This window comes from Mycobacterium sp. pV006, assembly GCF_041287115.1.
Lineage (GTDB): Bacteria > Actinomycetota > Actinomycetes > Mycobacteriales > Mycobacteriaceae > Mycobacterium.
The window spans coordinates 60,465-79,079 of sequence record NZ_JBGGKT010000015.1; the positions used below are offsets into that span (position 1 = coordinate 60,465).

Annotated in this window: 23 protein-coding genes and 1 pseudogene; 8 read left to right on the forward strand and 16 right to left on the reverse strand. The window is 69.3% G+C overall.

What is annotated here, in order from left to right:
- Nucleotides 1-14 precede the first annotated feature (14 nt).
- From ACAG25_RS20380 to ACAG25_RS20390, 3 genes are read left to right on the forward strand one after another with little or no spacing between them, the layout of a single operon-like run.
- Entirely contained in the window at nucleotides 15-2,306 is a 2,292-nt protein-coding gene (locus ACAG25_RS20380) for an MMPL family transporter (RefSeq protein ID WP_370490292.1), read from the forward strand.
- Nucleotides 2,303-3,001, forward strand: a complete 699-nt coding sequence (locus tag ACAG25_RS20385; protein ID WP_370490293.1) for a TetR/AcrR family transcriptional regulator — start codon at nucleotides 2,303-2,305, stop codon at nucleotides 2,999-3,001. Before ACAG25_RS20380 ends, ACAG25_RS20385 begins: the two co-directional genes overlap by 4 nt.
- Nucleotides 2,982-3,614: a class I SAM-dependent methyltransferase gene (locus tag ACAG25_RS20390; protein ID WP_370490294.1), complete on the forward strand. Its 633-nt coding sequence runs from the start codon at nucleotides 2,982-2,984 to the stop codon at nucleotides 3,612-3,614. The genes ACAG25_RS20385 and ACAG25_RS20390 overlap by 20 nt, the downstream gene beginning before the upstream one ends.
- On the opposite strand, the gene ACAG25_RS20395 is transcribed toward ACAG25_RS20390, so the two are convergent.
- The gene (locus ACAG25_RS20395) at nucleotides 3,607-4,320 is read right to left on the reverse strand and encodes an NAD-dependent deacylase (RefSeq protein WP_370490295.1); all 714 of its coding nucleotides are present in this window, start codon (nucleotides 4,318-4,320) and stop codon (nucleotides 3,607-3,609) included. The two genes, ACAG25_RS20390 and ACAG25_RS20395, sit on opposite strands and share 8 nt — an antisense overlap.
- A gap of 36 nt (nucleotides 4,321-4,356) precedes the next feature.
- On the opposite strand from ACAG25_RS20395, the gene ACAG25_RS20400 reads away from it, so the two are divergent.
- On the forward strand, nucleotides 4,357-4,722 hold the full coding sequence (locus ACAG25_RS20400) for a GntR family transcriptional regulator (RefSeq protein ID WP_370490339.1): 366 nt from the start codon (nucleotides 4,357-4,359) through the stop codon (nucleotides 4,720-4,722).
- A 1-nt stretch (nucleotide 4,723) separates the two neighbouring features.
- On the opposite strand, the gene ACAG25_RS20405 is transcribed toward ACAG25_RS20400, so the two are convergent.
- The gene (locus tag ACAG25_RS20405; protein ID WP_370490296.1) at nucleotides 4,724-5,560 is read right to left on the reverse strand and encodes a class I SAM-dependent methyltransferase; all 837 of its coding nucleotides are present in this window, start codon (nucleotides 5,558-5,560) and stop codon (nucleotides 4,724-4,726) included.
- A 19-nt stretch (nucleotides 5,561-5,579) separates the two neighbouring features.
- Nucleotides 5,580-6,104, reverse strand: a complete 525-nt coding sequence (locus ACAG25_RS20410) for a DUF1697 domain-containing protein (protein WP_370490297.1) — start codon at nucleotides 6,102-6,104, stop codon at nucleotides 5,580-5,582.
- A 43-nt stretch (nucleotides 6,105-6,147) separates the two neighbouring features.
- On the opposite strand from ACAG25_RS20410, the gene ACAG25_RS20415 reads away from it, so the two are divergent.
- Nucleotides 6,148-6,591, forward strand: a complete 444-nt coding sequence (locus tag ACAG25_RS20415) for a PPOX class F420-dependent oxidoreductase (protein ID WP_370490298.1) — start codon at nucleotides 6,148-6,150, stop codon at nucleotides 6,589-6,591.
- A 46-nt stretch (nucleotides 6,592-6,637) separates the two neighbouring features.
- Nucleotides 6,638-6,817 (forward strand): DUF5302 domain-containing protein, encoded by a 180-nt coding sequence (locus ACAG25_RS20420; RefSeq protein WP_370490299.1) that lies wholly within the window; start codon nucleotides 6,638-6,640, stop codon nucleotides 6,815-6,817.
- A gap of 7 nt (nucleotides 6,818-6,824) precedes the next feature.
- Here ACAG25_RS20420 and ACAG25_RS20425 read toward each other — a convergent pair.
- The 10 genes and pseudogenes from ACAG25_RS20425 to ACAG25_RS20470 all read right to left on the reverse strand — a co-directional run.
- Nucleotides 6,825-8,111 (reverse strand): annotated as a pseudogene (locus ACAG25_RS20425) (acyltransferase); the annotation flags it as partial.
- Between the two features lie 69 nt (nucleotides 8,112-8,180).
- Complete coding sequence (locus ACAG25_RS20430; RefSeq protein WP_370490340.1) at nucleotides 8,181-9,761, reverse strand: cation acetate symporter; 1,581 nt, start codon at nucleotides 9,759-9,761, stop codon at nucleotides 8,181-8,183.
- Nucleotides 9,762-9,802: 41 nt separating this feature from the next.
- Nucleotides 9,803-10,153, reverse strand: coding sequence for a DUF485 domain-containing protein (locus tag ACAG25_RS20435; RefSeq protein ID WP_370490300.1), 351 nt, complete (start codon nucleotides 10,151-10,153; stop codon nucleotides 9,803-9,805).
- A gap of 132 nt (nucleotides 10,154-10,285) precedes the next feature.
- Complete coding sequence (locus ACAG25_RS20440; RefSeq protein WP_370490301.1) at nucleotides 10,286-12,055, reverse strand: cation acetate symporter; 1,770 nt, start codon at nucleotides 12,053-12,055, stop codon at nucleotides 10,286-10,288.
- Nucleotides 12,052-12,363, reverse strand: coding sequence for a hypothetical protein (locus tag ACAG25_RS20445; protein WP_370490341.1), 312 nt, complete (start codon nucleotides 12,361-12,363; stop codon nucleotides 12,052-12,054). Before ACAG25_RS20445 ends, ACAG25_RS20440 begins: the two co-directional genes overlap by 4 nt.
- Before the next feature lie 55 nt (nucleotides 12,364-12,418).
- Complete coding sequence (locus ACAG25_RS20450; protein WP_370490302.1) at nucleotides 12,419-13,216, reverse strand: LytR/AlgR family response regulator transcription factor; 798 nt, start codon at nucleotides 13,214-13,216, stop codon at nucleotides 12,419-12,421.
- Nucleotides 13,213-14,427, reverse strand: coding sequence for a sensor histidine kinase (locus ACAG25_RS20455; RefSeq protein ID WP_370490342.1), 1,215 nt, complete (start codon nucleotides 14,425-14,427; stop codon nucleotides 13,213-13,215). Before ACAG25_RS20455 ends, ACAG25_RS20450 begins: the two co-directional genes overlap by 4 nt.
- Nucleotides 14,428-14,429: 2 nt before the next feature.
- A complete protein-coding gene (locus ACAG25_RS20460) occupies nucleotides 14,430-14,870 on the reverse strand; it encodes a hypothetical protein (RefSeq protein ID WP_370490303.1) in 441 nt (146 codons plus the stop codon).
- Nucleotides 14,860-15,384 carry a pyridoxamine 5'-phosphate oxidase family protein gene (locus tag ACAG25_RS20465; protein WP_370490304.1) on the reverse strand — a complete coding sequence of 175 codons (525 nt, stop codon included), beginning with the start codon at nucleotides 15,382-15,384 and terminating at the stop codon, nucleotides 14,860-14,862. The genes ACAG25_RS20460 and ACAG25_RS20465 overlap by 11 nt, the downstream gene beginning before the upstream one ends.
- On the reverse strand, nucleotides 15,377-15,673 hold the full coding sequence (locus ACAG25_RS20470) for a DUF732 domain-containing protein (protein WP_370490305.1): 297 nt from the start codon (nucleotides 15,671-15,673) through the stop codon (nucleotides 15,377-15,379). Before ACAG25_RS20470 ends, ACAG25_RS20465 begins: the two co-directional genes overlap by 8 nt.
- Before the next feature lie 105 nt (nucleotides 15,674-15,778).
- On the opposite strand from ACAG25_RS20470, the gene ACAG25_RS20475 reads away from it, so the two are divergent.
- On the forward strand, nucleotides 15,779-16,363 hold the full coding sequence (locus tag ACAG25_RS20475; protein WP_370490306.1) for an HhH-GPD-type base excision DNA repair protein: 585 nt from the start codon (nucleotides 15,779-15,781) through the stop codon (nucleotides 16,361-16,363).
- Here the strand turns inward: ACAG25_RS20475 and ACAG25_RS20480 are convergent.
- Both ACAG25_RS20480 and ACAG25_RS20485 read right to left on the reverse strand, forming a co-directional pair.
- Nucleotides 16,360-16,722 carry a recombinase family protein gene (locus tag ACAG25_RS20480; RefSeq protein WP_370490307.1) on the reverse strand — a complete coding sequence of 121 codons (363 nt, stop codon included), beginning with the start codon at nucleotides 16,720-16,722 and terminating at the stop codon, nucleotides 16,360-16,362. The genes ACAG25_RS20475 and ACAG25_RS20480 overlap by 4 nt on opposite strands.
- Before the next feature lie 31 nt (nucleotides 16,723-16,753).
- Nucleotides 16,754-17,413: a nitroreductase family protein gene (locus ACAG25_RS20485; RefSeq protein ID WP_370490308.1), complete on the reverse strand. Its 660-nt coding sequence runs from the start codon at nucleotides 17,411-17,413 to the stop codon at nucleotides 16,754-16,756.
- Nucleotides 17,414-17,463: 50 nt separating this feature from the next.
- Here ACAG25_RS20485 and ACAG25_RS20490 point away from each other — a divergent pair, with 50 nt between their 5' ends.
- On the forward strand, nucleotides 17,464-17,610 hold the full coding sequence (locus tag ACAG25_RS20490) for a DUF1059 domain-containing protein (protein WP_098003915.1): 147 nt from the start codon (nucleotides 17,464-17,466) through the stop codon (nucleotides 17,608-17,610).
- A gap of 33 nt (nucleotides 17,611-17,643) precedes the next feature.
- On the opposite strand, the gene ACAG25_RS20495 is transcribed toward ACAG25_RS20490, so the two are convergent.
- Nucleotides 17,644-18,609, reverse strand: coding sequence for a hypothetical protein (locus ACAG25_RS20495; RefSeq protein WP_370490309.1), 966 nt, complete (start codon nucleotides 18,607-18,609; stop codon nucleotides 17,644-17,646).
- Nucleotides 18,610-18,615 lie beyond the last annotated feature (6 nt).

Here is an 18,615-nt window from a genome sequence, read left to right on the forward strand (position 1 = left end):
TCGAGGGGGTTGGTGTGCTGCACCGCATCGCACTTATGGCCATCGCGGCGCCGCGCCGCATTCTGATCGGCGCGGTGCTGGTCATGATCGCGTGCGGGGTGTTCGGCGTACCGGTGGCACAGCATCTCTCAGCCGGTGGCTTCCAGGATCCGTCGTCACAGTCGGCGCGCGCCACCGAGATCCTGGTCGACAAGTTCGATCAGGGCGACATGGAGCTCATCATCGCCGTGACGCCGGACGACACTGCCGCGGACGTCGACTCGTTGCAGGCCCGCGAGGTGGGACAGGACATCGTCGAACGCCTCGAGCAGTCCCCACATGTCGCCGCGGTGAACTCGGCCTGGACCGCGCCGCCGTCGGCCCGGCCGGCTCTGGTCAGCGAGGATGGGCGCACCGGACTGATCATCGCCGGGATCACCGGCGGCGAGACCGACGCCCAGAAGTACGCCAAGGAGCTCACCGACGACCTGGTGTCGGACCGCAACGGCGTCTCCGTGCGCGCCGGCGGCGTCGCGATGACCTACGTGCAGATCAACGCCCAGAGCGAGAAGGATCTGCTCCGGATGGAGCTCATCGCGATCCCGCTCAGCTTCCTGGTGCTGGTGTGGGTGTTCGGGGGATTGCTCGCCGCCGTGCTGCCCCTGGCGGTCGGGGCCTTCGCGATCCTCGGCTCGATGGCGGTGCTGCGGACCGTCACGATGCTGACCGACGTCTCGATCTTCGCGCTGAACCTGACCATCGCGTTAGGGCTGGCGCTCGCGATCGACTACACCCTGCTGATCATCAGCCGCTACCGCGACGAGATCGGCGACGGGGTGTCACCGGAGCGGGCGCTGGTGCGCACGATGACCACGGCGGGACGCACCGTGCTGTTCTCCGCGCTGACGGTGGCGCTGTCGATGATCGCCATGGTGCTGTTCCCGATGTACTTCCTGAAGTCCTTCGCCTACGCCGGGGTCGCAGTGGTGACGTTCGCGGCGCTGGCGGCGATCGTGGTGGCACCCGCAGCGATCGTGCTCGCCGGTGACCGCCTGAACTCCCTGGACATCCGCAAGCTCGGTCGCCGCATCCTGGGTCGGCCCGACCCGCAGCCCAAGCCGGTCGAGCAGACCTTCTGGTACCGCGGCACGAAACTCGTGATGCGCCGGGCCATTCCGATCGGCACCGTCGTCGTCACCGCGCTGCTGTTGCTGGGCGTGCCGTTCCTCGGCGCCAACTGGGGTTTCCCCGACGACCGGGTACTGCCCACGTCGGCTTCGGCGCGCACGGTCGGCGACGACCTGCGCGAGGACTTCGCGGTCGACTCGGCCCGCAACGTGCACATGGTGCTGCCCGACGCCGACGGCCTCTCACCCGCAGCGCTCGACGGTTACGCCGCCGCGTTGTCACGGATCGACGACGTGTCCTCGGTCTCGGCGCCCACCGGCGCGTTTGTCGACGGTGTCCGGACCGGGCCGCCGTCGGCACCGACCGGAACGGCCGCCGGCAGCGCGTTCTTGACGGTCACCTCCGAGGCGCCGCTGTTCACCGAGGCCTCGGAACGCCAGCTCGACAACCTGCGTGCCGCGCCGACACCGCAGGGGCGCGACGTACTGGTGACCGGCCTGCCTCAGATCAACCGCGACAGCGCCCAGGCGATCACCTCGCGGCTGCCACTGGTGCTGTCGGTGATCGCCGCGATCACCTTCGTGCTGCTGTTCCTGCTCACCGGCAGCGTGGTTCTTCCGCTGAAAGCCCTTGTGCTGAATGTGTTGTCGCTGACCGCGGCCTTCGGCGCGCTGGTCTGGATCTTCCAGGACGGCCATCTCGGCGGCCTGGGCACCACACCGACCGGCACGCTGGTGGCCAACATGCCGGTGCTGCTGTTCTGCATCGCGTTCGGCCTGTCGATGGATTACGAGGTGTTCCTGCTGTCCCGGATCCGGGAGTACTGGCTGCAGGCGGCGGCGCGACGCGGTGACGAGGCACCCACCTCGGCCGACAACGATGAAAGTGTCGCGCTGGGACTGGCCCGGACCGGACGCGTGATCACCGCGGCGGCTCTGATCATGTCGATATCCTTCGCCGCGTTGATCGCCGCGCAGGTTTCGTTCATGCGGATGATGGGCGTCGGGCTGACCCTGGCCATCCTCGCCGATGCCACGTTGGTGCGCATGCTGTTGGTACCGTCGTTCATGCACGTCCTCGGCCGTTGGAACTGGTGGGCACCCGCGCCGCTGGCCAGGCTGCACGCACGCATCGGATTCCGCGAAACGCCAGACGACCTCGACGCGCCGATTCCCGTGGCAAAGGAGGCTCCCCGGTGACCGCCGAACCGCTGCGCCGACGACGTGCCCCGCGCGGGTCCGGGGATCAGCTGCGCGACGAGATCCTGGATGCGGCAACGGAATTGCTGCTGGAATCGGGGGACGCCAGAGCCGTCCCGATCCGGTCGGTCGCCCAGCGCGTCGGCGTCACCCCACCCTCGATCTATCTGCACTTCGCCGACAAGGACGCGCTGCTGGATGCGGTGTGCGGGCGTTACTTCGAGAAACTCGACACCGAAATGCAGGCTGCGGCAGCCGAAGCCGGGCCGGTCGCGGTGGACGTCCTGCGCGCGCAGGGGCTGGCCTACGTGCGGTTCGCGTTGAAGAACCCCGAGTTGTACCGCATCGCCACCATGGGCCACGGCCGCCCCGGCAGCGACGTCGACGTCACCCTGAGCAGCTCGGCGTTCGTGCACATGCGTTCGGCGGTCGAGGCGATGATCGCCGACGGCATCTACCCGCCCGCGGACCCGACGATGCTCGCGCTGGAATTGTGGACCGCAGCCCACGGCATTGCGGCTCTGTTGATCTCGCGGCCCTACCTACCGTGGGGCGACGCCGAGGAATTCACCGACCGGGTGATGCGGGCGGTGTGCTGCGGCAACGTCGTGGCACGGGGTATCCGGGAATCGGACACCCCGTATGAGATCGTCACCTGGCTCAAGGAGGTCGCCGATGAACGAAGCGGTCGATAACCCGTTCTTTGCACGTCTGTGGACCGTCATGTCGGCCCGCGAACCGGAGTCGTTGCGCCGGCTGCGTCGGCAGAACCTCGCCGGGCTGACCGGGCGGGTCCTGGAGGTCGGCGCCGGCACCGGAACGAACTTCGAGTTCTACCCCGACACGGTCGACGAGGTCGTCGCGGTCGAGCCGGAGCTGCGGCTGGCGCAGCGCGCGAAACAGGCGGCCGCCCGCGCGTCGGTGCCGATCACCGTCACCACCGACACCGTCGAACAGTTCACGGACACCGAACCTTTCGACGCGGTCGTGTGCTCGTTGGTGCTGTGTTCGGTCGAGGACCCCGCGACCGTGGTGGGGTCGCTGCGGTCGATGCTGCGTCCCGGGGGACAGTTGCGCTACCTCGAGCACGTCGCCGGCAGCGGTGCCCGCGCCCGCCTGCAGAAGATGGCCGACGCCACCATCTGGCCCCGGCTGCTCGGCAACTGCCACACCCACCGGCACACCGAGGACACCATCGCGCGCGCCGGCTTCGAGCTGACCGACGCGCGGCGCGAGTGGACGTTTCCGCGGTGGGCGCCGCTGCCGGTCGCCGAGTTCGCGCTCGGGGTGGCCGTCCGGCCTAGTTGAGCAGCGCGGGCAGCCGCTGCATCAGTCCGGGCAGGGCGCTGGCGGCCTTCTCGCGCAGCGACACCGTCGCCGACTCGGTCAGCGGGGTCGGGTCCGGGTTGACCTCGATCACCGGCGTGCCGTTGGCCAGCGCGAGTTCGGGTAGCCCGGCAGCCGGATAGACCACCGACGAGGTTCCGACCACCACGACCACGTCGGCGTGTACGACGGCCTCGACCGAGCGCTCCCAGGCGTCGTCGGGGAGTGCCTCGCCGAACCAGACCACGTTCGGGCGGATCAGCCCGCCGCAGGCGCAGCGCGGCGGCGGCACCGACTCGACCGGCTCGGGCATGTCGGGTATCGGTCCCGTGTACACCTCTTTGCATCGGTCGCAATGGAATTCGAAGAGGCTGCCGTGGACGTGGTAGACGTTGCGGCTACCCGCGCGCTCGTGCAGGTTGTCGACGTTCTGGGTGACGACATGGACCTCGGCGCCGTCCTGCCAGGCCGCAACCGCGCGGTGCGCGTCGTTCGGGGCGACGGCACCCATCATGTGGTGGCGCCACAGGTACCACGCCCACACCCGGTCGGGGCGGGCCTGCCAACCCTGCGAACTGGAGATCTCATAGGGGTCGACCTGCGCCCACAGGCCGGTTTCGACGTCGCGGAAGGTCGGCACCCCGCTCTCGGCCGAGATCCCTGCGCCGCTGAACACCGTTACCCGCATGCCACCAAACTAGTCGGTGTGGGTGATACTGGGCACGTGTCCGAATTGGGGGATTGGGTACGCGTGGATCCGCATGGGGGTAGGCCGCTGTTCGATCAGCTGCGGACCCAGATCATCGAGGGAATCCGGGACGGCAAGCTCGCTGCCGGCACCCGGTTGCCGACCGTACGCGAGCTGGCCGGTCAACTCGACCTCGCCGTGAACACCGTGGCGCGCGCCTACCGGGAGCTCGAAGCCGCCGGGATTCTGGAAACCCGGGGCCGCTTCGGCACTTTCGTGGCCCGGTCGGACCCGGCCGACGCCGCGATGGCCACCGCCGCGCACACCTACGTGGCCACCGCGCGCGCGTTGGGTGTCGACAAGGGCGCAGCGCTGCGGTACGTGGAGGCCGCGTTCGGCTGAGTCAGCCGAACTCGAGCAGCAACGTCAACGGGCGCACCGAATCCAGCAGCGGCACGCGCTGGACCGCCCAGATCAGCGTGTTGAGCACGCGGCCGCGTGCGCCTTCGATCGGCAGGTCGTGCACGGCGCGCACCCCGTCGACCGTGTGCACCAGGTCGGCGGCCTCGGCGACCGACAGTGTGAACGGCATGGGCGGGACGCGGTAGCGCCGCGAGGTGCGCATGCCGCGCCGCGACAACGGAGCGAACGCCGACGGTGGCAGGTCGAAGATCATCTGGCCGCCCGGGAATCGCTTCGCGCACGCCCGGATCAAGGCCATCGCATCCGACGGCTGCAGGTACATCAACAGGCCCTCGGCGGTGATGAACACACCGTCGGCCGGGTCGACCCGGTCCATCCAGCTGAAGTCCAGCGCCGACTGTGCGCACATCTGGACCCGGTCCGACGGCGGCAGCAGTTTGCGTCGCAGCTCGATCATCGGCGGCAGGTCCACACTCAACCAACGGAAGTCGTGGCCCACATCCGGGCCGGGCCCGGGGGCGTCGATCCGGTAGAAGCTGGTCTGCAATCCCTCGGCCAGCGCGACCACCGTCGCCTTGGGGTGATCGACGAGGTAGCGCCTGGTGTGCTTGTCGAACAACCGGGCGCGCACGGCCATGTCCTGGCGCCGGGTGAAGCCGAACTTGCCGAAATCGAAGTCGATCGCCTCGACCAGCTGCACGGCCATCGGGTCGGAGAGCAGGCCGTCCGGTCGGGCGGCCTCGGTGGCCCGCACCTTCAACGTCATCAGCGCCGTCTCGGGCACTCCCGTCAGGTCGACGGCGATCTTGTCGGTCATCGATAACCCTTCGTCGTGGTCAGGCCCGCAGCACCTTGTCCAGGGTGCGCAGGTTGCGGGTGGTGGTCGAAGACTTGTACCGGGCCTTGCCCATGGTCTTGCCCAGCGCGCTGGTCAGCGTGGCCGAGCGGGGGACCTGCCAGTAGAGGACCCCGTCGCCGCGCGCGATCTTCTCGTGCGGGCCCGGTTCGGCCACCAGCGCGGCCAGCTCGTCGGCCACCGCGTCGTCGCTGACGAACGTCACATACGAGTGGTGGCCGTCGACCTCGCGCTCGAACGGGTAGGCCGCCGAGATCGCGGCCACGGTCGGGAGGTCGTACACCAGAACCCAAGCCGGATAACCGAATTCGTCGCGCAACGCTCGCTCGGCGGTGGTGCGGACCGACGCGGTGTCCAGTGAGCTGTCGAGGAGCACGTTGCCGCTGGCCAGGATCGTCTTCACCTGCTCGAAGCCGGCGCGCTCGAGGGTGCGCGCCACGTCGGCCATCTTGAGGTTGACCCCGCCGACGTTGACGCCTCGCAGGAACGCCGCGTACCGAGTCATCTGTTCGATCATCCCAGACGGTCGGCAGACGTACGCTCGTGTCATGACGCGCGACGTGTTCGACGACAAGCTGCTGGCGCTGATCGCCGGCAACTCTCTGGGCGTGCTGGCCACGCTCAAGCGCGACGGCCGGCCGCAGTTGTCCAACGTCTCCTACCACTTCGATCCCCGTGCCCTGACCATCTCGGTGTCGATCACCGAGCCCCGCGCCAAGACCCGCAATCTTCGGCGCGACCCGCGCGCATCCATCCACGTCAGCTCCGACGACGGCTGGGCCTACGCGGTGGCCGAAGGGGACGCCGTGTTGACACCACCGGCTGCGCAACCCGACGACGACACCGTCGAAGGTCTGGTGGCGCTGTACCGCAACATCGCCGGTGAACATCCCGATTGGGCGGACTACCGCCGCGCCATGGTCGACGACCGCAGGGTCCTGATGACGTTGCCGATCTCGCATGTCTACGGCATGCCGCCGGGAAACCGCTGAGCGGGTCGCACCGCCGGAGGCGGTGCGTCGGATTAGGGTTGCGTCCATGGCTGAACCCGTAGACGCATCCGACGGCGACGACACCAAACGTCGGTTCCGTGAGGCGTTGGAACGCAAGAACGCCAAGTCGGTCAGCGCCTCGGGGCGCTCGGGAGGTCCCGCGCCGCAGTCCCGCGCGCACGGTCCGCTCGAGAACCGTCGTGAATTCCGCCGCAAGAGCGGCTGATTGATCCGTCGCCGGCCGTCATCCGCGCGGCGACCAGCGCGGCCACCATCGCCGCCGTGCAGTACAGGCCGGCGTCCTTGAGCCCCCAGCCCACCGACGCCAGCGTCGCTGCGGCCGCAACACACAGAAGCGACCCGACGGCGATGCTCTGTGCGCCCCGCGCTGTGACCGTGCCGCCGTCCCACAGCGGCAACGGGTCGTTCTCCAGCGGCCGCAGCACCACGAACGCCGCGCCCACCATCACCGTCATCAACACCACCTGGACCACCGACAGCGCCACGAAGTCCGCCGCGGCGGGATCGAAGCGGGACCGTCCGAGATAGGCGAACGCCAGGTGCATGGCCAGCAGCGGCGGCATGTGCCACAGGTACAGCGTCATCGCGCCCGAGTTACCGATGACGGTCAGCCACCACACCCGGGGGCGGGCGGCCCACCGCGCGATGGCCGGCGCGGCGGCAATTGCCGCTGCGCACATCATGATTGCGTGTCCGGCCAGCAGCAGCGACGGCGGGGACATGTTCTTCAGCTGTTGGCCGTCGACGCCGACGAGACTCAGTTCGTAGGGCCCGAAGGCCACCAGCGCGACGTTGACCGCCAGCGCGGTGACGGCGACGCCGACGGCCGCGGCGGGGCGCAGCAGCTTGCGCCGGTAGGCCACGCCGAACATGCCGGGTATCAACCACATCGCGAGATTGAGATAGCCGAGGACAGCCGGCGCCTCGGTGTGGATGCGGAGGATGTCGACCGCTGCGACCGCGCTGTAGATCAGCGCGACAGCGGCGGCGAACCGGCCGACGGTGGTCAGCCGGGCCAGCGCCGGCATCGCGGCCAGGACCAGGACGTAGGCACCCAGGAACCACAGCAGTTGTGTCGAGATTCCGGCGATCGGCCGGTACACGTCGACCGGCAGCACCAGCCGCAACACGGTCAGGGCCACCGCCCAGAACGCCAGATAGTAGAAGACGGGCCGGTAGAGCCGGGTACAGCGACGCATCAGCCAGCCACCCCAGCTGCCGCCCGGCGTCCAGGACGTCACCGACGCGGCGACACCGGCGAAGAAGAACAGCGGCATGATCTGGAACACCCACGTCAGCGCCTGCAGGACCGGCGTCGTGGTGAGCAGGTTCGACCAGATGAAGACGTCGTCGCGCACGGTGCTGGTGGCCATGACGGTGTGGCCGACCACGACGCCGAGCAGGGCGACGATGCGGATGACATCGAGTGCCCGGTCCCGGTCGTGCGGAGTCGCGGCCTCCACCTCGTCCGGGCGCGGGAACGACGTCGTGGTGTTCATGCCCGCGAATCTAGGTGTCCGCCGAGGTGGGTGGCTTGAGTAGAACCACTCACCTCGGCGGACGACGTGCTAGTGGTCGACGGCCTTCTCGGCGCCGACCCCGGTCAGCGACCGCACCTCCATCTCGGCCGCCTTCAGCGGATCCTCGTCGTCGGGTGAGGTCAGGGTGCCGATGATGCCGAGCAGGAACGCCAACGGGATCGACACGATGCCCGGGTTGGCCAGCGGGAACCAGGCGAAGTCGACGCTCTTGATCATCGAGGTCGACGTCCCCGACACGGCCGGCGAGAACACGATCAGCACGATCGTCGAGATCAACCCGCCGTACATGCTCCACAGCGCGCCGCGCGTGTTGAACCGCCGCCAGTACAGCGAGTAGAGGATCGTCGGCAGATTGGCCGCGGCCGCGACCGCGAACGCCAGCGCCACCAGGAACGCGACGTTCTGCTCGCGGGCCAGGATGCCCAGGCCGATGGCCAGCGTGCCCAGCACCACGGCCGTGATCCGCGAGATCCGGACCTGTTGTGTCTCGGAGACGTTGTCGTTCTTGAGCACGCTGGCGTAGATGTCGTGCGCGAACGACGCCGACGCGGTGATGGTCAGGCCCGCGACCACGGCCAGGATGGTCGCGAACGCGACCGCCGAGATGATGCCCAGGAGGATGACCCCGCCCAGCTCGAACGCCAGTTGCGGTGCAGCGGAGTTCACCCCGCCCGGGGCGGCCAGGATGCGGTCCGGGCCGACCAGCGCGCCCGCGCCGTACCCCAGCACCAGCGTGAACAGGTAGAAGGCGCCGATCAGCGCGATCGCCCAGACCACGCTGCGGCGGGCCTCCTTCGCGGTGGGCACGGTGTAGAAGCGCATCAGCACGTGCGGCAGACCGGCGGTGCCGAGCACCAGCGCCAGCGCCAGCGAGATGAAGTTCATCTGGGTGGTCAGCGAGACGCCGTACTGCGCGCCCGGGGCCAGCACGTCCCGCGCGGCGATCTTCTCGTCGGCACTGCCGCTGATCATCGTCTGCGCGGTGCCCAACAGCTCGGAGAAGTTGAAGCCGAACTTGGCCAGGACCAGGACGGTCATCACCCCGGCACCGCCGATCAGCAGCACCGCCTTGATGATCTGCACCCAGGTGGTGCCCTTCATCCCGCCGACGAGGACGTAGACGATCATCAGCACGCCCACGATGGCGATCACCAGCGACTGTCCGAGACCGCTCTCGATGTTGAGCAGCAGCGCGACCAGCACCCCGGCGCCGGCCATCTGCGCCAGCAGGTAGAACAGGGACACCGCCAGGGTGTTGGTGGCCGCGGCCATGCGCACCGGGCGTTGTTTGAGGCGGAAGCTCAGCACGTCGGCCATCGTGAATTTGCCGGTGTTGCGCAGCAATTCGGCTACGAGCAGCAGGGCGACCAGCCAGGCGACCAGGAACCCGATGGAGTACAGGAACCCGTCGTAGCCGTAGACGGCGATGGCGCCGGCGATCCCCAGGAAGCTCGCGGCCGACAGGTAGTCGCCGCTGATCGCGATGCCGTTCTGTGGGCCGGTGAATGCCCGGCCTGCGGTGAAGAACTCGGTGGCGGTGGCGTTCTTCTTGCTGGCCTTGATGACGATGTAGAGCGTCACCAGGACGAACAACGCGAAGATCGACATGTTCGCGACAGGGTTGCCGACGGTCTCGGCCGCATGGAGGGTCACTGTGCGTGTCCTTCGAGTTGGGCGCGCAGCACGGTGGCGCGCGGGTCGATCACCCGGTTGGCGAACCGTACGTAGAGGGCGGTGATGCCGAAGGTCGTGACGAACTGGCCGATGCCGATCAACAGGCCGACGTTGATGTTGCCCCAGACCTGGATCGCCATGAAGTCATGGGCGAACGCCCCCAGCAGCACGTAGGTGCCGTACCAGATGAGAAACGCCGCACTCATCGGGAACACGAAGCGCCGCAGCCGGCGCCGCAGTTCCTGGAACTCGGGGCTGGCCTGGACTTCTCGATAGCGTTCGCCACTGATCGTTTCCGGGCGAATCGGAAGACTTGTCTCGGACACCTGTCGTCACGCTCCTGACTGCTGTGGTCGATGATGTGGCACCGGGTGGAACTTAACTGAGATGCAGATCACATACCCGCCCCCGACTGTGCTGACACGGCGAGACCCGGAGCCAGTGCGGTGAACGGTCGGTCAGCGACGACGAGCGGTGCGACCCCCGCGTTCCTGCGGCAGACGCTCGATGCCCATGCCGAAATGCTCGGGGACGTGCATGCGCGCGAAGATCTGCGCGACGTCCGACGGTGCGGTCCCGCGGGTCAGCCTGCTGCCGACGATCATGGTCGCGAAGGCCAGCGGCACGCTGACCGCAGCGGGGTAGCCGAGGAGCGCAGCGGGCCAACCGGAACCGACGGACTCGGCGACGCCCCCGAGCACCGCCACGGTCACCGCGCCGCCGGACAGCAGGCCGCCCACCGCGAGCCCGGCGATCGCACCCGCCGCTGTCAGTCCCCGCCACCAGATGCCCAGCACCAGCAGCGGGCACAACGTCGACGCCGCCACCGCAAACGCCAGGCCGACGCTGCGCGACAACTCCAGACCGCCGGATGCACTCAGCGCCAATGGAATCGGCAACAGCCCACCGATCACGGCGGCCAGCCGGAAGTCCCGGACCCGCCCCCGCAGCACATCGGTGGCCAGCGCGCCGGCGAAACTGACCAGCAGTCCGGACGAGGTGGCCAGAAACGCCGCGATGGCACCGGCGGCGACCAGCGCGCCGAGGATCTGTCCGACCGGTCCGGCGATGACGGCGCCGGGCGCGAGCAGCACCGCCGCGTCGGCGGTCCCGGTGATCAGCAACTGGGGTACGTAGAGCCGGGAGAACACGCCGAGCAGCGTCGGGAACAGATAGAACAGCGACAGCAGCGCGATCACCGCCAGCGCGGTCCGGCGCGCGGCACGGCCGTCGGGGTTGGTGTAGAAGCGCACCAGGACGTGGGGGAGTCCCATGGTGCCCAGAAACGTCGCGACGATGATCGAGAACACCTGGAACAGCGGGTGCGGTCCGCCGAGTCCACCGCCCGAGGCGATCCATTCGGTGCCGGTGTCGGGGGCCCCGGCCACCACCGGTGTCGCCGCGCCGGCCGCCAACTCCAGGGTGCTGCCCGCCCCCAGCCGGTGCTCTCCGGATTCGCCGATCGCGACGCCGCGCACTTCGCGTCCGTCCAGGCTGCCGGTGACCGTCACTCCGGCCGGGGCGGCGACCTGGACCACGACGTCGGTCTCGATCGTCACCGTGGTCTGCTGCGGCACCGTCGGCGGCAGCGGACCGCCGAGTTCGCCACCGCCGTCGGAGAAGAACAGTGCAGCCAGGGCCAGGGCGGGAATGGCGACCGCGGTGAGTTTGAGCCAGTACTGGAAGGCCTGTACGAACGTGATGGACCGCATGCCCCCGGCGACCACGTTGGCGATGATGATCAGCCCGACCGCCACCGGGCCCACCCACACCGGCAGACCCAGCAGCGTCTTGAGTGCCAGTCCGGCGCCTTGGTACTGCGGTACCAGATAGAAGATGCAGACCGCGACGACGACCAGCATCGCCACCTTGCGCAGACGTCGTGAGCCGAGCCGGAACTCGGCGAAATCGGGCACGGTGTAGGCCCCTGAGCGTCGCAGCGGCGCCGCGACCAACAGCAGTAGCCCGAGGTAGCCGGCGGTGAACCCGACCGGGTACCACAGCGCGTCGGCACCGTACTTGGCGATCAGGCCGGCCACCCCGAGAAACGAAGCCGCCGAGAGATATTCGCCCGACACCGCGGCGGCGTTCCACCGTGACCCGACGGTGCGCGACGCGACCAGGAAATCGGAGGTGGTGCGCGAGAACCGCACGCCGTAGGCGCCGATCGCGACCGTGGCCACGGCCGCGGCCAGCAGGGCGACGGCGGTCAGCGGAGAGCCGGTCATGGCTCGGAGTCGATGACGCCGACGAAGTCCCGCTCGCTCTGTTCGGCGGCGCGCACGTAGAACCATCCGAGCCCGTAGAGCAGCGGGTACACCAGCGCTGCCAGCACGAACCAGTTCAGCCGCACCCCGAACACCGTCAACTCTGCAAGACCGGGGAACACGGCATCGAGGATCGGGATGGCGCCCAGCAGGCACACCGCGACAGCGCCGAGCCGCACCGCCAGGCCGAGTTGCGCGCGCACCAGACCCCGCACGAACGCATCGCCGACGACGGTCTGTTCTTCGACCTCGACCCGGGTCCGCACCATCCGGGCGCCGCGGCGGTGGGCGAGCACGACGCGTTGCCGCTGCGGCCGGTGCGGCTCACTCACCGGTGACCCCGTCCGGCCGCAGGTTACGCATCGGATTGCGCACCAGCCGATCCCGTAGCTCGCGCGCCTGCCGTCGGCTGACCGGGAGTTCCACCGCGGGTGAGGCGCCGTTGGCCCGCAACCGGACCAGCATCCCGCCGTCGGTGTTGCGCAACCCGGTCACCAGTCGCAGCGCCACCAGGTACGACCGGTGCACACGCTGGAATCCGTGGGCGTGCCAACGGGTTTCCAAGGTGCTCAGGGGGATGCGGACCAGATGGGCGCCCGAGGTGGCATGCAACCGCGCGTAGTCACCCTCGGCCTCGACCCACCCGATGCTGTCGCGGGGGACGAAATGGGTGACGCCGCCGAGTTCGGCCGGCACCACATCGGACTCGGCTTCGGCGCGGTCGGTGGGGGCGGGTGCGGGGGAGGGACTGTTGCGCGCGTCGAGCACCCGGCGCACCGCCTGATCGAGCCGGTTCTCCCGGATCGGCTTGAGCAGATAGTCGAGGGCGCCCACATCGAACGCTGCGACGGCCTTGTCGTCGTGGGCGGTGACGAAGACGACGGAAGGGCGATGCGAGAAGTTGGCCAGCACCCCGGCCAGCTCGATGCCGGTCAGACCCGGCATGTTGATGTCGAGGAACACCGCGTCGATGCGGTGCTGGTTCAGTTCGCGCAGGGCCGAGGTCGCGTCGCCGGCCCGCCACACCTCGCCGATGTCGGGATGACGGCCCAGCAGGTACACCAACTCGTCGAGCGCGGGAGCCTCGTCGTCGACCGCGAGCACCGTGAGCGGTCTGGTCACTGGCTCACCCCGAACGCACCTCCGCCGGCTCGCACACCCGACCGGAACTTGGGCACCCGCATGACCACCTTGGTGCCTGCGCCGATCGCCGTCTCGACCACCAGACCGTAGTCGTTGCCGAACGCCGCGCGCAGGCGATGGTCGACATTGGTCAGCCCCACATGTGCCGAGGAACCGTCGGTGCCCGCCGCGGCCAGCGCGTCGCCGGGCCCGGCGCGCAACGCCTCGGGATCGATGCCGACGCCGTCGTCCTCGACGGTGATCACGCAGTCGGAACCCTCGTCGCGGGCGACCAGTTCGATCGACCCGCCGGCCCGACCCGCAAAGCCGTGCCGCACAGCGTTTTCCACCAGCGGCTGCAACGCCAAAAACGGTACGACGACGCCCAGCACCTCCGGAGCCACCTGCAATCTGACGTGCAGGGAGTCGCCGAACCGGGCCCGCTCCAACGTCAGGTAGCGATCGATGTTGCGCAGTTCGTCGGCGAGGGTGGTGTACTGCCCGGCCGCGCGGAACGAGTAGCGGGTGAAGTCGGCGAACTCGAGGATCAGTTCGCGCGCCCGGTCGGGGTCGGTGCGCACGAACGACGCGATGGTGTTGAGCGCGTTGTAGATGAAATGCGGGCTGATCTGCGCGCGCAGCGCCAACACCTCGGCGCGGTCCAGCCGTGCGCGGGACGCGTCGAGTTCGGCGAGTTCGATCTGCCCGGCCGCGTACCGGGCCACCTCGCCCACCGCGCCGAGCATCCCGGGCGCCGGAGAGCGCGTCGTGACGATCACGAGCACCCCGAGCAGGTCTCCGGCCTCGGTGAGCAGCGGTTGCGCGACCACCGCCGATCCCTCGGCATGGGTCATCACGCGACGTTGTGCGGCAAGCGATTCCCGCGCCGCGGTCCGGCAGGCGTCGTCGGTGCGGTCCCATAACGGGTGCTCGTCGGGGTCGCGGCTGAGCATGTGGCCGTCGGGATCGAACAACGCGAGCCCGTCGGTACCGGTCAGCGTCCGCAGGAACGGCGCTGAGGTCTGCGCGGAGTCGACGTCGAGGCCCTGACGCAACGCCCGGGCGGCCTGCGAGGCGGTGTGCAGCGCGGCGTGGACCGCCCGCTCGGTCGGTGTGGCCACCACCTGGCGGGTGCGCAGCGCGAGAACCACCGCACCGACCGCGAGCAACCCCAGGACGACGGTCAGGCCGAGCGCGAGTTCACCGGGCACCGTCACGCTCCGCGCATACGACGCGCTCGACGCCGAACCGCTTCCACTGCATCCCAATTCACGGGGGGGCGGTCCAGTCCGCGTTTGTCGAGGTAGCGCTGGGCCGCGGTGTGGTTGTTCTTCAGGAACGACACCAGGAACCAGCGCGACTTCGGCGTGAACGATTCGGTGACGAACACCCACGCGTCGTCGCGCCGCTGCAGGCGGCCCCGAACCTGCGCGCTGTCGAGGTTCCACAACTTCTCGTCGTGGTAGTGGCACAGCAGGTTCGCCGGACCCTCGACGGCGGCCAGCGCCTCCGGCAGTACCACCGGCAGTTCGCCGGTCGCCGCGTCGTAGGCATGGGTGCTGACGCGAACGCTGACCGGATAGCCCTGCCCGTCGTAGGCGGTCAACACTGCTTCTGAGAACCTGCTCAGCCGCCGGGCCGCGTCAGTCCACACGTCGCACCTCGGCGACATCGACTTCCACTGGGGTAGTGGCGAAGTCGCGGGTCGGCCAGAACAGGACGCGGCGGGGCGTGACGTAGATCAGCAGCCGCATGTGGTAGGACCACCACAGCCGACGCCCGATGAAGGTGCTCCACATCGCCCCGGCGGGCTGACGCGCCGACAGCGTCTCGGCGAGCGCGGCCAGATCCGGTTCCGACTCGACGTCGCTCACGATGCGGTCCTCCGCGACCGCATCGCCCTGGATGAGCACGGCGCCCGGCTCGGTCACGCCGCTGCCGGTCGGTTCGGAGAACAGCATCCCGACTCTCGGGTTGCGGCGGATGTTGAACGCCTTCTGCGGCAGGCCGATGCTCGTCGTGACCAGCAGTCGGCCGTCGGTGAGCAACCGCGGACTGACCGGCCAGGTCTGCGGGAACCCGTCGCGGGCCGTCGTGGTGAACTCGCACGTGAAATAGGAGTCGATGATGTCGACAGCCGAGCGGGCCGCCGGGGTGCGGTCACTCAACGGGACACGCGTACTTCCGGGCCACCTCCATCACCCGCTGCTGCGCACCGGGACCGATCACACCCTGGGCGGCCAGCTCCAGACCGATGTAACCGGGGATGCCGCCGACACACGCCTGATGCGCGACGCGCCACGCGGTGTCGGGGTTGAGGTGGTAGCCGTTGCGCTGCAGGCCCGCCATGTACTGATCGAATGCCGGCGTGCCCTGGTCGGGGATGGCCTGTGCCGGACCCGCCAGGGCGACGGCGGCGACGAAAGCCGCGAGCACCGCTGTGACCATCCGTGCCATGTCCGCCTCCTGGTGGCGAGTACTCCGTTACCGGATTCACGATCGCACACCGCGACGGCCCAGACGCCCCGAACAGGAGGCACCGCCCGTCCTAGACTGGGCCGCGTGGCCAAACTGCAGTTAGTCCAAGAACCCGACGCTGACGCGCTGTTGGAGGCCAATCCCTTCGCGTTGCTCGTCGGCATGTTGCTCGATCAGCAGATCCCGATGGAGGTGGCGTTCAGCGGACCGAAGAAGCTCGCCGAGCGACTCGGCGGATTCGATCCGGCCCTGATCGCCGATCACGAGCCCGAGCGTTTCGCCGAGCTGTTCGCCCAGACCCCCGCCGTGCACCGCTTCCCCGGCTCGATGGCCAAGCGGGTGCAGGCTCTCGCGCAAGTCATCGTCGACGAGTACGGCGGCGACACCGCGGCGCTGTGGTCCGACGGCGCCGACGGGGCCGAGGTGCTGCGGCGGCTCAAGGCGCTACCGGGTTTCGGGGACCAGAAGGCCAAGATCTTCCTGGCGCTGCTGGGCAAGCAGTACGGCGTCACGCCGGACGGCTGGCGCGCCGCGGCAGGGGACTACGGCAAGGCCGACGTGCACATGTCGATCGCCGACGTGACCGACGCCGGCTCGTTGCAGAAGGTGCGCGACTACAAGAAGGCGGCCAAGGCCAAGACCGCGAAGGCCAAGACCGCGAAGGCCTAGTCGAGGCTCGCCAGGTCGGTCAGCACCGCGGCGACGACACGACCGGTGGCCGTGGCGGTGTCGACACCGCTGCGCAGGCACCGCACCGCGATGCCGCGGGAATCGAGGTCGGCGACCGTGCGGCTCACCTCGGTGGCCGTGCGGCCCAGCTGGTGCAACGCCGCGACCACCACGACATCCCCGGCGCGGGCGTAGCTCAGCAGGGCGACCAGCCCGGCGCGCATCTTGTCGGCGGGGCCGGGGTGCCTGTCGGTGAAGATACGGCGGGAATCCACGCCGGCGGCGCAGAGTTCGGCGACCTGCTCGTCGAGGTCACCGTGACCGTTGCCGGCCATGGCATAGCCGAGGGTGGCCGTCATCCTCCCAAGGTCTCACGGTGCCGTCGGCGCGTCACAGAGACTCGCCGTCGAAGCGCTCGCGGCGGACGAACTCCGCCACCGGTTTGCGCGTCAACCGTCGCACCTGCTGTCTCGGCTTGCCCAGCGGCACCACGGCGGCCACGGCGAACCCGTCGGGAATGGCCAGCAGTTCCCGTACCCGCGGTTCCTCGGCCACCGCCATCGTCGTCAGCACCCCGCCGAAGCCTTCGTTGCGCGCGGCCAGCAACACGCTCCACACGAAGGGGTACACCGACGCGCCGGCCACCAGACCCACCCGCGGCAGATCCTGGTCCATCGCGGCGACCGTCGCGAGGTCCACGCACACCACCAGCACCACCGCGGCGTCGAACAGCGGCGCGGTCATCCTTGCGGGAACCTCGGTCGCGGCGACCTGTTCGGCCGATACGCCCATGGGGGTGAGCGGATTCCACGGCCCCTCACCGTTGTTCTTCTGCGCCTCGTAGCGCCGCGCGCCGGGCAGGCTCAGCTCGGCCAGCGCGGCGCGGGTGGCGTACTCGCGGACCGCCACGACGCGCACCCCCTGGCGGTTGCCGCCGCTGGGCGCGAACCGCGCATGGTCGAGGATGCGCTCGAGCACATCGTCGGGCAGCGGGTCGTCGGTGAACTTCCGGACGGCCCCGGTGGTGCGCATCGCGTCGTAGACGTCCATGTTCGCGATCTTGTCTCATCTGCGATCGACGGTTGTGCCAAAGTGAAGTCATGAAGACTCACTTGAACTGCCCGTGCGGCGAGGCCATCACCGGTAAGGACGAGGACGATCTGGTGGAGAAGGCCCAGAAACATCTGTCCGAGCAGCACCCGGGTCGCGACTACGACCGCGACGCCATCCTGTTCATGGCCTACTGACCCTGACCGGCCGACCGCTGTTCCGGCGCAGACCTACGGGACGACGGTCGACCCGATGGTCGGCATGAACTGGCACTGCTTCTCGGTCGTGGTGACCTGACCGAAGATCGTCGACATGATGCTGCCCGAACCGGTGTCGACGATCGCCGTCAACGTGGTGGGGCCCTCCGGGTTGATGTCGGAGCGCGGCTTCAACGTCGCACTGCCCGACTTACCCGTTGACAGGTTCACCCACGTCACGTTCAGCGGCAACTTCTGCTCGGCAGCCGGACCCGGCGTGCCGACCGCGGTGAACACGTAGGCCGTCTGGCCCGGCCCGGGGCCCGGCGTCGGGATCTTGGCGGGCCCGGCCACCGAGATCGCCGTGGCCAGCACGTTGCCGCCGTCGGCCAGGCAACCGTTGCTGATCGACGGATAGAGGAAGTCCTGCGTCACCGGCGCGTCGGGCCCGAACTCGGTGGGCCCGCCCGGTGTCGTGGCGGCGACCGGCTGCGCGGCAGGTGCAGCAGGAGCCGGCGCGGGAGCCGGAGGCGGCGCGGGAGCCGGACCGGGCAGCGGTGCCGGACCGGGCGCGACGGCCGCCGGCGCATGCGGGGTCGTCTCCGGTGCCGGACCGACCGCGTGAACCGGATTGACCCCGGCGGGCAGATGGGCTTCGGTGCCTGGCACCGCGCCGGTGGCCGGTACGTGCGCGACGGGCTGCACGAACTGATTGACCGCCGACGCCACGTCGCGGGACGGACGCGGCGCCGCGGCGTCTCCGGCGAACACCGCGGCGGCGGCCATCAGCATCGAAGCGGCATTGGCGGGATCAGCCGCGGCCTGCTGGATCACCGGACCGATGCTCTGTACGGCCGGCAGGCCCGGAGCCTGCAGTCCGTCGATCGGTAGCGGTGCGGCGACGGGGTCGGCGTGCGCGAGTCCCGTCGCACCGACCGCCAGCAAGGCCATCGACGAACCCACCGCGAGTGCGGTGGTCAGTTTCGTCCTGGTCGACATGATCCC

What these genes read in the sequence shown, in the direction of transcription:
- ACAG25_RS20390 (WP_370490294.1), top strand. Translation starts at nt 2,982, where the DNA reads ATGAACGAAGCGGTCGATAACCCGTTCTTTGCACGTCTGTGGACCGTC.
- ACAG25_RS20395 (WP_370490295.1), bottom strand. Translation starts at nt 4,320, where the DNA reads ATGCGGGTAACGGTGTTCAGCGGCGCAGGGATCTCGGCCGAGAGCGGG.
- ACAG25_RS20405 (WP_370490296.1), bottom strand. Translation starts at nt 5,560, where the DNA reads ATGACCGACAAGATCGCCGTCGACCTGACGGGAGTGCCCGAGACGGCG.
- ACAG25_RS20410 (WP_370490297.1), bottom strand. Translation starts at nt 6,104, where the DNA reads ATGACTCGGTACGCGGCGTTCCTGCGAGGCGTCAACGTCGGCGGGGTC.
- ACAG25_RS20415 (WP_370490298.1), top strand. Translation starts at nt 6,148, where the DNA reads ATGACGCGCGACGTGTTCGACGACAAGCTGCTGGCGCTGATCGCCGGC.
- ACAG25_RS20420 (WP_370490299.1), top strand. Translation starts at nt 6,638, where the DNA reads ATGGCTGAACCCGTAGACGCATCCGACGGCGACGACACCAAACGTCGG.
- ACAG25_RS20430 (WP_370490340.1), bottom strand. Translation starts at nt 9,761, where the DNA reads ATGTCGATCTTCGCGTTGTTCGTCCTGGTGACGCTCTACATCGTCATC.
- ACAG25_RS20440 (WP_370490301.1), bottom strand. Translation starts at nt 12,055, where the DNA reads ATGACCGGCTCTCCGCTGACCGCCGTCGCCCTGCTGGCCGCGGCCGTG.
- ACAG25_RS20445 (WP_370490341.1), bottom strand. Translation starts at nt 12,363, where the DNA reads ATGGTGCGGACCCGGGTCGAGGTCGAAGAACAGACCGTCGTCGGCGAT.
- ACAG25_RS20470 (WP_370490305.1), bottom strand. Translation starts at nt 15,673, where the DNA reads ATGGCACGGATGGTCACAGCGGTGCTCGCGGCTTTCGTCGCCGCCGTC.
- ACAG25_RS20480 (WP_370490307.1), bottom strand. Translation starts at nt 16,722, where the DNA reads ATGACGGCCACCCTCGGCTATGCCATGGCCGGCAACGGTCACGGTGAC.
- ACAG25_RS20485 (WP_370490308.1), bottom strand. Translation starts at nt 17,413, where the DNA reads ATGGACGTCTACGACGCGATGCGCACCACCGGGGCCGTCCGGAAGTTC.
- ACAG25_RS20490 (WP_098003915.1), top strand. Translation starts at nt 17,464, where the DNA reads ATGAAGACTCACTTGAACTGCCCGTGCGGCGAGGCCATCACCGGTAAG.
- ACAG25_RS20495 (WP_370490309.1), bottom strand. Translation starts at nt 18,609, where the DNA reads ATGTCGACCAGGACGAAACTGACCACCGCACTCGCGGTGGGTTCGTCG.